This is a genomic window from Pseudomonas sp. p21 (assembly GCF_001642705.1).
GTDB lineage: Bacteria > Pseudomonadota > Gammaproteobacteria > Pseudomonadales > Pseudomonadaceae > Aquipseudomonas.
In genome coordinates, this window is the sequence record NZ_LWBV01000001.1 from 467186 (window position 1) to 480281 (window position 13096).

Sequence of the window (13096 nt, forward strand, 5' to 3'; positions counted from 1 at the left end):
TACATTTTCCAACGGTGCTGCCGCCATGCTGCTTCACATCCCCGGCCTGTTCGATACCGATGAGCTGGCCCGTATCCGCGAGGCGCTGGAGCAGGCCGACTGGGCCGACGGCAAGATCACGGCCGGCTACCAGTCGGCCAAGGCCAAGCACAACCTGCAGCTGCCGGAAGGGCACCCGCTGGCCAAGGAGATCGGCAGTGCGCTGATCGACCGCTTGTGGCAGAACCCGCGCTTCATGTCCGCAGCCTTGCCGCACAAGGTGTTCCCGCCGTTGATCAACTGCTACCGCGAAGGAGGCAATTTCGGCTTCCACATCGACAACGCCCTGCGCCAGCCCAAGGGCAGCCCGGAGCGGGTGCGTACCGACCTGTCTTCCACGCTGTTCCTCAGTGATCCGGACAGCTACGACGGCGGCGAGCTGGTGATCCAGGACACCTATGGCGTGCAGCAGGTCAAACTGGCCGCCGGTGACCTGGTGCTGTACCCCGGCACCAGCCTGCACAAGGTCAACCCGGTGACCCGTGGCCAGCGTTACGCCGCGTTCTTCTGGACCCAGAGCCTGGTGCGCGAGGACAGCCAGCGGGCGTTGCTGTTCGAGATGGACAATGCCATCCAGCAACTGACTGCCGATGTGCCGGACCATCCATCACTGCTACAGCTGACCGGCACCTACCACAACCTGCTGCGCCGCTGGGCCGAGGTCTGAACCGTGTCCTATCAGTTGCGGCGTGAAGAAGTGGTGGATGTGGCCCGTTTGCAGGCCATGCTGGAAGAAAGCCCCGGCAAGGCTGCCCAGGCGATTCTGGCGGCGGCCGGGCAGGGTGCGGTCGAGGCACAGTTGCTGCTGGGGCAGATCCTGCTCGACGGGCGCGGCATTCAGGCGGATGCCGCCGTGGCCAGGCGCTGGTTTGGCATTGCCGCACAGGGCGGCAGTGCCATGGCGCACAACATGCTGGGGCGTTGCCTGGAGCATGGCTGGGGCGGGGAGCCAAGCCTGGCGCAGGCGGCCGTTCACTATGCGCGTGCTGCCGATGCCGGGCTGGACTGGGGGCTGTACAACCTGGGCAACCTGCTGGCCACCGGGCGCGGCGTACCGGCCAACCAGGTGCAGGCGCTGATGTGCTACGAGAAGGCGGCGCACATGGGGCATGCCAAGTCGATGAACCTGTACGGGCGTTACCTGGAGCAAGGCATCGCCACGGCGCCCAACCCGGCACGGGCGGTGCGCTGGTATCGGCGTTCGGCCGAGGCCGGGGACTTTCGTGGCATGTTCAGCCTGGGGCTGGTGCTGGTCGAGCGTGGGCAGGTGGCGGAAGCCGGGCCCTGGCTGGAGCGGGCGCGGGTCGAGGGGAACATGAATTTCCTGCGCAGTGCGCTGGTGACCTTGCAGGGGGCGGGGCCGGTCTTGATGGCTTTTGCGGCGCGGTATGCCGAGGAGATCGAGCGGCGCGAAGCTTGAGGTTCCCTCAAGGCCCGCAGTACCTGTAGGAGCAGCCTTGTGCTGCGAAGAGGCCGGCATGACAAAAGATGGCCTTTGGCAGTTATGGCCTCTTCGCAGCACAAGGCTGCTCCTACAGGGAGTTGCACAGGGCTGAAGGCGGAAAGCACAAATGAAAACGGGGCCTTGCGGCCCCGTTGTGCATTACAGGTAGTAAGCCTTCAGCGGCGGGAAGCCGTTGAATTCCACTGCGCTGTAGCTGGTGGTGTAGGCACCGGTCGACAGCCAGTACAGGCGGTCGCCGATGGCCAGGTTCAGCGGCAGGCCGTACTTGTAGTTTTCGTACATGATGTCGGCGCTGTCGCAGGTCGGGCCGGCGATGACCACTTCTTCGGCCTCGCCTTTCTTCTCGGTCCAGATCGGGAACTTGATGGCTTCGTCCATGGTTTCGATCAGGCCGGAGAACTTGCCCACGTCGGTGTAGATCCAGCGCTCGACAGCGGTGCGCGACTTGCGTGCAACCAGTACCACTTCGCTGACCAGGATACCGGCGTTGGCAATCAGCGAACGGCCCGGCTCGAGGATGATTTCCGGCAGGTCGTCACCGAAGTCTTCCTTCAGGAAGCGGATGATCTCTTCGGCGTAGGTTTCCAGGCTGTTGGTCCGGGTGATGTAGTTGGCCGGGAAGCCGCCACCCATGTTGATCAGCTTCAGCTCGATGCCGTCTTCTTCCTTCAGGCGCTCGAAGATCACCTTGACCTTGGCGATGGCGGCGTCCCATACGCTGATGTCACGCTGCTGCGAGCCAACATGGAAGGAAATGCCGTAAGGCACCAGGCCCAGGTCGCGGGCGAGGATCAGCAGGTCCATGGCCATATCGGTCTGGCAGCCGAATTTGCGCGACAGCGGCCAGTCGGCAGTGGTCGAGCCTTCGGTGAGGATACGCACGTACACTTTCGAGCCCGGCGCGGCCTTGGCGATGTTGCGCAGGTCGGCTTCCGAGTCGGTGGCATACAGGCGCACGCCCTTCTCGTAGAAGTAGCGGATGTCCTTGGACTTCTTGATGGTGTTGCCGTAGCTGATGCGGTCGGCGGTTACACCGCGGCCCAGCACCTTGTCCAGCTCGTAGATCGAGGCGATGTCGAAGCTCGAACCTTTTTCCTTGAGCAGGTCGATGATCTCGACGGCCGGGTTGGCCTTGACCGCGTAGTACACCTTGGCGAATTCGAAACCGGCACGCAGGTCGTCATAGGCCTGGCTGATCATCTGGGTATCGATGAGTACGAACGGGGTTTCCTGCTTGTCGGCGAACGCCTTCATTTTCTGGAAGGTGTCACGCGCGAAATAGTCTTCGACCTGGATCGACATGCTCAGGGACTCCATGGGCAAACTGAAAGATTAAGTGGCTGCAAACTGAACGCCCTCCGTATCCCCACTTTGGTTCGCCTACTCAGTACTTGAGCCGGATGGATCGTTTCCAGCATGGACGTTCGGCGCGCACTTTAGGGCGTGAAGAATGCAGAATCAACAGGCAATCCGGGCGTGATCGACGCGGATCGACGACCAGCCATTTGAATAACCGACTCCTGTGACCGGTTGATGTTCCCCAGCGTGTTTCAAGCGTAAAAAATAGTGGAATGGACCGCATTGACCCCTTCGCGGGTACGCCCGCTCCTACAGGCATCTCGCGATTCCTGTGGGAGCGGGCGTGCCCGCGAAGGGGGCTCAGGTGTTCATATTTATGGCCACATTTCCCTGGCACTACCGTGCATGAAAAAGACGATAAATTTTTTGTTACCGACTGGCGGAATTGCCGCGTTTGATGAGAAACATTACTATTCGCACCCTTGTCTGCCTTCCTGATGACCCCCGACCGTGTCCGGACCCAAAGGCTTCCTCGACCACTACCACGAGCTGATCGGCACCTGGACGCGCAAGCTGCGCAGTCGACAGCAGGCCGAGGACCTCACCCACGATGCCTTTGTCCGGGTACTGGAAAACCCGCGCGAGCAGGTTGAGCAGCCTCGCGCCTACCTGCACCAGACCGCGCGCAACATTGCCGTGGATGGCTTCCGTCGCGAGGACCGCCGCCAGGCCCTGGAGCTGGAAGCCTTCGATGAAGGCGTGGCCGGCAATGGCGACCCCGAGGCCTACGTGCAGGCCCTGGAGCTGGCCGACAGTGTCGAGCGGGCGCTGGCCGAACTGCCGCTCAATTGCCGGCAGGTGTTCATCTGGCAGAAGCTCGAAGGCCTGACCCAGGCCGAGATCGCCGAGCGCATGGGGTTGAGCAAGAACATGGTCGAAAAGTATATGATCCGCACGCTCCGGCATCTGCGTGAGCACCTGGATGTGTCGGCATGATGAGTCAGGAGACCTTTTCAATGAAACAGCACGGTACCGGTACCGTCCGCGAGCAGGCGGCTGCATGGTTCGCCCGCGTGCAGGATGCGCCTCGCGATGCCGTGCTGCAGGCGCAACTGCACGCCTGGCTGGATGGCGATGCACGGCACCGTGAAGAGTACCAGCAGCTCGCCCGCCTGTGGCAGGCCGCCGACTTCATCCCCCGCCAGCGCCTGGAAGCGCTGTGCCAGCCGGCCCCGGTACGTCAGTTGCCACTTCGACGCTTTGTGCGCCAGGCCTTGGCCGCCAGTGTGGCCGCACTGGCGTTGGGGCTGGGCTGGGGTGGCTGGCACTACCAGCAACTGAATCACCAGGGCAGTTTGCAGACAGCCTTCAACGAACGCCGCCAGGTTGACCTGCCGGATGGTTCGCACCTTGAACTCAACGGCAGTACGCAAGTGCAGGTCGCCTTCAGCGCCGGCCAGCGGCATGTCCGGCTGATGGCGGGTGAAGTGATGTTCACCGTTGCCCACGACAGTGGCAGGCCGTTCGTGGTCGACACCGCCCAGGGGAGCGTGACTGTCACCGGTACCCGTTTCGACGTCCGCCTGGACCCGGCCAGCACCCGCGTGGCGGTGGAGCAGGGCTCGGTGCGTGTGCAGGGCAAGGGCGCCTCGCTGGCGCAGCTCTCGGCTGGCCAGGGCTCGCATATCGATGCACAAGGCCAGGTGGCCGCACCCTATGCGGTGAATACCGATGCCCTGACGGCCTGGCGCCAAGGCAGGCTGGTGTTCGACAACGCCACCCTGGCCGAGGTGGTGGCCGAAGCTTCGCGTTACCGCAGCCAGCCGCTGCGGGTCGCCCCCGGCAAAGTCGCTCAACTGCGGCTGTCCAGCACCTTCAGCTCCGACGACACCGACGCGCTGCTGCGTGCCTTGCCGAGCATCCTGCCGGTGGCCATCAAGGCCCATGAAGATGGCTCGCGCGAAATAATCGCGAAATAGATTCAGGTTTTTTTCCGCTCGTTCGTCTTCCCCGCCAGCTGCAACTGCCAAGCATTTCCATTTGCATGCGGTTGGCGTTTATTCCGTATTCCAGGAAGTTTCGACGACGTGAACAACAACAAGCCCTTCCCACGCTTCCGCGCTCTGGCGCTGGCCCTGGCGGTCAGTGCCGTGGCCGTCAACGGCCAGGCCGCAGAGGCCGGCAGCACCATCCAGATCCAGGCCCAACCCTTGGCTTCGGCGCTGAACCAGCTGGGCCAGCAGACCAACCTGCAGCTGTTCTTCAGCCCCGAACTGGTGGCCGGCAAGCAAGCCCCGGCGGTGTCCGGCCAGCTGGCGCCCGAGCAGGCGCTGCAGCAGCTGCTGCAAGGCAGCGGCCTGACCTACGAGATGTCCCAGGGCACCGTGGTGGTCAAGCCGGCCCAGGCCGATGGCACCCTCACCACTGGCAGCCTGGAACTGGCGCCCACCGACATCAAGGTGGTGGGTGACTGGCTGGGCGATGCCCAGCAGAGCGTGGTGCAGAACCACCCCGGCGCGCGCACGGTGGTACGCCGCGAGGCGATGGTGGAGAAGGGCGCAATGAACGTGCGCGACGTGCTGCGCGGCATCCCGGGCGTGCAGGTGCAGGACTCCAACGGCACCGGCGGCAGCGACCTGTCGCTGAACGTGGGCGTTCGCGGCCTGACTTCACGCCTGTCGCCACGCTCCACGGTGCTGATCGACGGCATCCCGGCCGCCTTCGCGCCCTATGGCCAGCCGCAGCTGTCGATGGCGCCGATTTCCTCGGGCAACCTCGACAGCATCGACGTGGTGCGTGGCGCCGGCTCCGTGCGCTATGGCCCGCAGAACGTCGGCGGGGTGATCAACTTCGTTACCCGGGCGATCCCGGAGAAGGCGTCGGCGGAGCTGTCCACCACCCTGGAAACCTCCCAGCATGGTGGCTGGAAGCATACCGAATCGGCCTTCGTCGGCGGCACGGCGGACAACGGCATGGGTGTGGCGCTGCTGTACACCGGGGTGAATGGCAACGGCTACCGTGAAAGCAACAACGGCAACGACATCGATGACGTCATCCTCAAGACCCACTGGGCGCCGACCGACGTCGACGAGTTCTGGCTCAACTTCCACTACTACGATGGCCGTGCCGACATGCCCGGCGGCCTGACCCAGGCCCAGTACGACAGCAACCCGTACCAGTCGCTGCGCGACTACGACTACTTCGCCGGCCGGCGCAAGGATGTGTCGTTCAAGTGGCAGCGGCAGCTCGACGATGCCACCCAGTTCGAAGTGCTGACTTACTACACCGACAGCTTCCGCGGCAGCGCCATTGCCTCGCGCGACATGAAGACCCTGTCGTCGTACCCGCGCAACTACCACACCTTCGCCATCGAACCACGGCTGTCGCGGATCTTCTTCGCCGGCCCGACCTCCCAGGAAGTCAGCGTGGGTTACCGCTACCTGAAGGAAGCGATGCGTGAGCAGTCGACCCGCCTGGCGCTGATCGACAACGTGCCGACGCCAACCCCGACCTCTGACGGCCATGTGTTCCAGGACCGCAGTGGTGGTACCGAGGCCAGCGCCTACTACATCGACGACAAGATCGACGTGGGTAACTGGACCATCACCCCGGGTATCCGCTTCGAGCACATCAACACCGACTGGCGCGACCGCCCGGTGCTCGGTGCCAACGGCCAGCCGGTGCCAGAGAAGAAACGCAGCATCACCAGCAACGAGCCGCTGCCGGCGCTGAGCGTGATGTACCACCTCTCCGATGCGTGGAAGTTGTTCGCCAACTACGAGACCTCGTTCGGCAGCCTGCAGTACTTCCAGCTGGGCCAGGGCGGTACTGGCAACAGCACGGCCAATGGCCTGGAACCGGAAAAGGCCAAGACCTACGAAATCGGTACCCGCTATGACAATGGCGGCTTTGCCGGTGAGCTGACGGCGTTCTACATCGACTTCGATGACGAACTGCAGTACATCAGCAACGATGTGGGCTGGACCAACCTCGGCGCGACCAAGCACCAGGGTATCGAGGCTTCGCTGCGCTATGACCTGGCGGGGCTTGACCCGCGCCTGGAAGGGCTGTCGGTGAGCGGTGGCTACATCTATACCCGCGCTACTTATGAAGGGGACATTCCTGGCTTCAAGGGCCGTGACCTGCCGTTCTATTCACGCCAGGTGGCCACTGCCGGGGTGCGCTACGCGGTCAACCACTGGACCTGGAACCTGGATGCCTACGCCCAATCCAAACAGCGTGCACCGGGTACGGGGATCAATGCCGATGGCAGCTTCAACGGCGACTACATCACCGAGCCGAGTGCGGACGGGCAGTTTGGCGACATTCCGGGTTACGTGACCTGGCATGCGCGTGGCGGCTATGAGTTCGGACCGGAAATGTCCAACCTGAAGTTGGCGGCGGGGGTGAAGAACCTGTTCGACAAGCAGTACTTCACCCGCTCCAGCGACAACAATGCCGGCATCTATGTGGGTGAGCCACGGACCTTCTATGTGCAGGCCAGTGTAGGGTTCTGACACCGCGTCGCCAGCTTCGCGGGTGAACCCGCTCCCACAGGTATCGCGCAGGTCTTTAGCCTTGCGCCGACCCTGTGGGAGCGGGTTTACCCGCGAAGAGGCCGGTTCAGGAAATCACCGCCTCGGCCGGCGAAACGATGCTGGTCTTGGCCCCCCGCGATCGCCCCGAGCTCAGGTAAGCCGCAATCGACTCCTGGGTCACTTCACCCAGGAACACCTGCTCGGCATCCAGCACCGGCAGCCACGCCCGGTTGAATTCGTACATCCGCGACAACAGGATGCGCAAATGCTCATCATGCGACGCCGTGGCATTGAACGGCCGCAGGAAGTCGCCACAAGTCCCTTGCTGGCGATGCATATCACGCCGGCGCACGTAGCCCAGTGCCTTGTTCTGCGCATCGGTCACCACCACGTAACGGCGGTCGTGCTCGTCCAGTAGCTCCAGCGCATCGCTCACCGGCGTCTGCGGGCTCACCGATGGCGCGTTGTCTGCCGCATCCTCCGCACGCACCAGCAGCAGGCGCTTGAGGGTGCTGTCCTGGCCGACGAAGTTGCTGACGAACTCATCCGCCGGGTGCGCGAGCAAGGTGTCCGGGTGGTCCAGCTGCAACAGCTTGCCGGCGCGGAAGATGGCGATCTTGTCGCCCAGCTTGATCGCTTCGTCGATGTCGTGGCTGACCATGATCACGGTCTTGTTCAAGGCCCGCTGCATCTCGAAGAACTCGTTCTGGATCATCTCGCGGTTGATCGGGTCGACCGCGCCGAACGGCTCGTCCATCAGCAGCACCGGCGCTTCCGCCGCCAAGGCGCGGATCACGCCGATACGCTGCTGCTGGCCACCGGACAGCTCGCGCGGGTAGCGTTGCAGGTACTGCTTGGGCTCCAGCTTTATCATGTGCATCAGCTCGCGGGCGCGTTCATGGCACTTCTGTTTGTCCCAGCCGAGCAGGCGCGGCACCACGGTGATGTTCTCCTCGATGGTCATGTTGGGGAACAGGCCGATCTGCTGGATCACGTAGCCGATGTGCCGGCGCAGGGTGACTTCGTCCAGCCCGGTGGTGTCTTCGCCATTGATGAACACCTGGCCGGAAGTGGGGGTGATCAGGCGGTTGATCATTTTCAGGGTAGTGCTCTTGCCGCAGCCCGAGGGGCCGAGGAACACGCAGATTTCCCCTTCGTTGACGGTGAGGCTTACCGCGTCGACGGCTTTGACGTCCTTGCCGTTGACGTTGAAGGTTTTGCTGAGGTTCTTCAGTTCGATCATGAGCGCAGTCCTTCTGGAGTCAGGGCACGTTGCAGGGTTTGCAGCAGCAGGTCGGCGATGATCGCCAGCAGGCTGACCAGCACGGCGCCGACCAGCAGCATCGACATGTCGCTGCGGCTGATGGAGGTAAGGATGAGTACGCCGAGGCCGCCGGCGCCGATGGTGGCGGCGATGGTCATGACGCCGATGTTCATCACCACGGCGGTGCGCACGCCGGCGAGAATCACCGGCACGGCGATGGGCAGTTCGACCATGCGCAGGCGCTGGCCGAAGGTCATGCCGATGCCGCGCGCGGCTTCACGGATGCCGGGCTCGACGTTGGTCAGGGCCAGGTAGGTGTTGCGCAGGATCGGCAGCAGTGAATAGAGGAACACCGCAGTGATCGCCGGCAGCGGCCCGAGGCCCTGGCCGAATCTGGAGTAGAACGGCAGCAGCAGGCCGAACAGGGCGATGGACGGGATGGTCAGCAGCACCGTGGCACTGGCCTGCAATGGGCCGGCGACGGCCGGGAAGCGGGTCATCAGGATGCCCAGCGGTACGCCGACGATGATCGCCAGGCCCACGGCGACGCCGACCAGCATGATGTGTTGCCAAGTCAGATGCAGCACTTGGGCCCAGTCCAGATGGTTGAAGGTATCGATCAGGTTCATGGCTGGCCCTCGCTGTTCAGTGGATGCTCACGCAGGAAAGCGGCAGCCACGGCGGTCGGGTTCTGGTGCTCGACATCGACCCTGGCGTTGAGCTGGCGCATGGTTGCGTCATCCAGCTGCTCGGCCAGTGGCCTGAGCAGGCCGGCCAGTTGCGGGTTGGCATCGAGCACGGCCTTGCGCACCACCGGCGCGGCGGTGTAGTCGGGGAAGTAGTGCTTGTCGTCTTCCAGCAGCTTGAGGTTGAACGCGTTCAGACGGCCGTCGGTGGTGTACACCAGGCCGGCGAACACCTGGTTGTTGTGCATGGCGGTGTAGACCAGGCCGGCATCCATCTGGCGGATGTTGGCGCGGCCCACTTGCAAGTCGTACATCGCCTTCAGGCCGACCAGGCCGTCCGGGCGGTTGGCGAACTCGGTGTCCAGCGCCACCAGGTGGTTGCGGCGGCTTTCGTCATGCAGCACCTGGTTGAGGTCGCTGATCGAGTTGATCTGTGGATAAGCCTCGGCGACCTGCTTGGGCAGGCCCAGCGCGTAGGTGTTGCTGAACTTCGACGGGGTCAGCCAGATCAAGCCTTTCTTCGCGTCCAGTGCCTTGACCTTGGCGTAGGTGGCCTCGGCACTGGGCATGCGCTCATCGATATGGTTGTAGGACACCAGTGACACGCCGGTGTATTCCCACATCAGGTCGAGCTGGCCGGTTTCCTGGGCCTGGCGCGCGATGCTGCTGCCAAGGCCGCTGGTGACGCGCACGTCATAGCCGTTGGCGCGCAGGTATTGCGCGGTGATTTCGGCGAGCACGGTCTGTTCGGTGAACACCCGCGCGCCGATGCGGATCAGCGGTTTTTCCGCTGCCTGGGCAAATCCTGCGAACAGCAGGGCCGCACCCAGCAGCAAGGCGATTCTCTTGTTCATACGTTCCCTCTTGTTATCCAGCCAGGCCACGTTCCAGCCAGCGCTTGCTGGAGAAACTCACTGCCGCGTCCAGCACCAGCGCCAGCAGTGCGGTGCAGGCGGCACCCAGCAGCAGCTGTGGCTGGTTGTTCAGGGCGATGCCGGGGAAGATCAGGCTGCCCAGGCTGTTGGCGCCGATCAGGAAGGCCAGCGGTGCGGTGCCCACGTTCAGCGCCAGGGCCACGCGCACGCCGCCGACGATGATCGGCACGGCGTTGGGCAACTCCACCTGCCACAGTTGCTGGCGCGGGGTCATGCCGATGCCGGTGGCGGCTTCCTTGAGCGAGGCGGGGACGTTTTTCAGGCCCTCGTAGGTGTTGCGCACGATGGGCAGGAGGGAGGCGAGGAACAGGGCGAAGATTGCAGGCCCGGCGCCGATGCCCAGGATACTCAGGGCGATGGCCAGAACGGCCAGGGGAGGGATGGTGTTGCCAACGTTGAACAACTGCATGAAGCGCTCGGCTTTGTCGACCCGCTGCGGTCGACTTAACGCAATGCCGGCGGGGATGCCCACGGCCAACGCCGCCGCCATCGAAGCCAGCACCAGGACCAGGTGCGCTTGCAGGTAGAACCCAAGATCGTCGCGATAACGCGTGATCGTGTCGATGCCGATCCAGTGGACCAGCAGGGCCAGGATGACGAGCACGGCGGCCCATCCCAACAGCCCTTTTCCGTAGCGTTTTGCCACAGGCGGACTCCTTGTGTAGTCGGCGAGCACACTTCTTGGTTGCCGGCCAGTCCTGGCGGCGGGTGGTGTGTTCGCGAGTAGCAGCATGACGCACGCCGAAGGCTGCGATCAGGCCATGAGCCGAACCCCGTCGGGCCCGAAAATGCTGATGAAAACAGCTCCCCAACCGAAGCGGGTTGCAGGGGAGTGGACGTCTCCGTGGGCGTAAAGGTTCCCATCTGGGGCGGCTTTTGGCCAGTGCTAATCACTGGGCGTATCGAAATATGGCGAGAAAAAACAGCGTATTAATTCGCTACAAGCGTTGAAATAACTGACCTGTGGCCATTTATCGTGATAAAGCTATTGCCTGTGGAATCGGCTTTGCCTGAGCCGGCCCTTTCGCGGGTAAACCCGCTCCCACAGGGACTGCACCGCACCTGGACGCTGTGCAGTCCCTGTGGGAGCGGGTTTACCCGCGAAGAGGCCGGCACAGCACCACTCATTCCTCAGGTTTTGGTCCCGGCCCAACTTCAGGTATGATATCGCCCCTTTTAAATCCCCCAGTCAGGCGATTTCCCATGACCAACCAGGCCGCCGAAGTCGCGAAGCGCCGCACTTTCGCAATCATTTCCCACCCCGACGCCGGTAAGACCACCATCACCGAGAAGCTGCTGCTGATGGGCAAGGCCATTGCCGTCGCCGGTACCGTGAAGTCGCGCAAGTCCGACCGCCACGCCACTTCCGACTGGATGGAAATGGAGAAGCAGCGCGGCATCTCCATCACCACCTCGGTGATGCAGTTCCCGTACCGCGAGCACATGATCAACCTGCTCGACACCCCAGGCCACGAAGACTTCTCGGAAGATACCTACCGCACCCTGACCGCGGTGGACTCGGCGCTGATGGTGCTCGACGGCGGTAAAGGTGTAGAGCCACGTACCATCGCCCTGATGGACGTGTGCCGCCTGCGCGATACGCCGATCGTAAGCTTCATCAACAAACTCGACCGTGACATCCGCGACCCGATCGAACTGCTGGACGAGATCGAAGCGGTACTGAAGATCAAGGCCGCGCCGATCACCTGGCCGATCGGTTGCTACCGCGACTTCAAGGGCGTGTACCACCTGACCGGTGACTACATCGTGGTGTACACCCCGGGCCACGGCCACGAGCGCACCGAAGCCAAGATCATCCAGAAGCTGGACTCCGACGAGGCCCGCGCCCACCTGGGCGACCAGTACGACTCGTTCGTCGAGCAGCTGGAGCTGGTGCAGGGTGCCTGCCACGAGTTCAACCAGGAAGAGTTCATCAACGGTCAGCTGACCCCGGTGTTCTTCGGTACTGCGTTGGGCAACTTCGGTGTCGACCACGTGCTCGACGCAGTCGTCGACTGGGCACCGCGCCCGCTGGGCCGTGTTGCCCACGAGCGCACCGTCGAGCCTGTGGAAGAGAAGTTCACCGGTTTCGTGTTCAAGATCCAGGCGAACATGGACCCGAAACACCGCGACCGTATCGCCTTCATGCGCATTTGCTCGGGCAAGTACGAGAAGGGCATGAAGATGCGCCACGTGCGGATCAACAAGGACCTGCGTATCGGCGATGCGCTGACCTTCTTCTCCTCCGAGCGTGAGCAACTGGAAGAGGCCTATGCGGGCGACATCATCGGCCTGCACAACCACGGCACCATCCAGATCGGCGACACCTTCACCGAAGGCGAGGCGCTGGGCTTCACCGGCATCCCGCACTTCGCCCCGGAACTGTTCCGCCGCGTACGCCTGAAGGACCCGCTGAAATCCAAGCAGCTGCGTCAGGGCCTGCAGCAGCTGGCCGAAGAGGGCGCGACCCAGGTGTTCTTCCCGGAGCGCAGCAACGACATCATCCTCGGTGCGGTCGGTGTGCTGCAGTTCGACGTGGTCGCCAGCCGCCTGAAGGAAGAGTACAAGGTCGAGTGCGCCTACGAGCCAATCACCGTATGGTCGGCGCGCTGGATCGGCTGCGACGACAAGAAGAAGCTCGAGGAATTCCAGAACAAGGCCATGGAAAACCTGGCCATCGACGGTGGCGGGCACCTGACCTACTTGGCACCGACCCGGGTCAATCTGTCGCTGATGGAAGAGCGCTGGCCGGACATCAAGTTCCGCGCTACCCGCGAGCACCACTGATTTTCGAGAGCCTGCCAACTGACCCTGTGGGAGCGGGTTCACCCGCGAATGCGATATTGAATTCACCGACGCATTCGCGGCGG

General features: G+C 63.3%; 11 protein-coding genes. 6 read left to right on the forward strand and 5 right to left on the reverse strand.

The window, feature by feature from the left end:
- The first annotated feature begins 25 nt into the window (after nt 1-25).
- The gene (locus tag A4C63_RS02240; protein ID WP_063911325.1) at nt 26-706 is read left to right on the forward strand and encodes a Fe2+-dependent dioxygenase; all 681 of its coding nucleotides are present in this window, start codon (nt 26-28) and stop codon (nt 704-706) included.
- Nucleotides 707-709: 3 nt separating this feature from the next.
- On the forward strand, nt 710-1459 hold the full coding sequence (locus tag A4C63_RS02245; protein WP_063911326.1) for a tetratricopeptide repeat protein: 750 nt from the start codon (nt 710-712) through the stop codon (nt 1457-1459).
- A gap of 183 nt (nt 1460-1642) precedes the next feature.
- On the opposite strand, the gene A4C63_RS02250 is transcribed toward A4C63_RS02245, so the two are convergent.
- On the reverse strand, nt 1643-2806 hold the full coding sequence (locus A4C63_RS02250; protein ID WP_054901082.1) for a type III PLP-dependent enzyme: 1164 nt from the start codon (nt 2804-2806) through the stop codon (nt 1643-1645).
- 507 nt (nt 2807-3313) lie between these two features.
- Between A4C63_RS02250 and A4C63_RS02255 the strand changes: the two genes are divergently transcribed.
- From A4C63_RS02255 to A4C63_RS02265, 3 genes are all read left to right on the forward strand, one after another.
- Complete coding sequence (locus tag A4C63_RS02255) at nt 3314-3799, forward strand: sigma-70 family RNA polymerase sigma factor (protein ID WP_063911327.1); 486 nt, start codon at nt 3314-3316, stop codon at nt 3797-3799.
- Between the two features lie 20 nt (nt 3800-3819).
- Nucleotides 3820-4782 carry a FecR family protein gene (locus A4C63_RS02260; protein ID WP_063911328.1) on the forward strand — a complete coding sequence of 321 codons (963 nt, stop codon included), beginning with the start codon at nt 3820-3822 and terminating at the stop codon, nt 4780-4782.
- A gap of 108 nt (nt 4783-4890) precedes the next feature.
- On the forward strand, nt 4891-7320 hold the full coding sequence (locus tag A4C63_RS02265; protein WP_063911329.1) for a TonB-dependent siderophore receptor: 2430 nt from the start codon (nt 4891-4893) through the stop codon (nt 7318-7320).
- Between the two features lie 106 nt (nt 7321-7426).
- On the opposite strand, the gene A4C63_RS02270 is transcribed toward A4C63_RS02265, so the two are convergent.
- Genes A4C63_RS02270 through A4C63_RS02285 form a run of 4 tightly spaced genes read right to left on the reverse strand, consistent with a single transcriptional unit; the run spans nt 7427 to nt 10872 of the window.
- Nucleotides 7427-8584, reverse strand: coding sequence for a betaine/proline/choline family ABC transporter ATP-binding protein (locus tag A4C63_RS02270; protein WP_063911330.1), 1158 nt, complete (start codon nt 8582-8584; stop codon nt 7427-7429).
- Nucleotides 8581-9234 (reverse strand): ABC transporter permease, encoded by a 654-nt coding sequence (locus A4C63_RS02275; protein WP_063911331.1) that lies wholly within the window; start codon nt 9232-9234, stop codon nt 8581-8583. The genes A4C63_RS02270 and A4C63_RS02275 overlap by 4 nt, the downstream gene beginning before the upstream one ends.
- Nucleotides 9231-10145 carry a glycine betaine ABC transporter substrate-binding protein gene (locus A4C63_RS02280; protein ID WP_063911332.1) on the reverse strand — a complete coding sequence of 305 codons (915 nt, stop codon included), beginning with the start codon at nt 10143-10145 and terminating at the stop codon, nt 9231-9233. The genes A4C63_RS02275 and A4C63_RS02280 overlap by 4 nt, the downstream gene beginning before the upstream one ends.
- A gap of 13 nt (nt 10146-10158) precedes the next feature.
- A complete protein-coding gene (locus tag A4C63_RS02285; protein WP_063911333.1) occupies nt 10159-10872 on the reverse strand; it encodes an ABC transporter permease in 714 nt (237 codons plus the stop codon).
- A 557-nt stretch (nt 10873-11429) separates the two neighbouring features.
- Here A4C63_RS02285 and A4C63_RS02290 point away from each other — a divergent pair.
- Complete coding sequence (locus tag A4C63_RS02290) at nt 11430-13013, forward strand: peptide chain release factor 3 (RefSeq protein ID WP_003257876.1); 1584 nt, start codon at nt 11430-11432, stop codon at nt 13011-13013.
- Nucleotides 13014-13096: the final 83 nt, after the last annotated feature.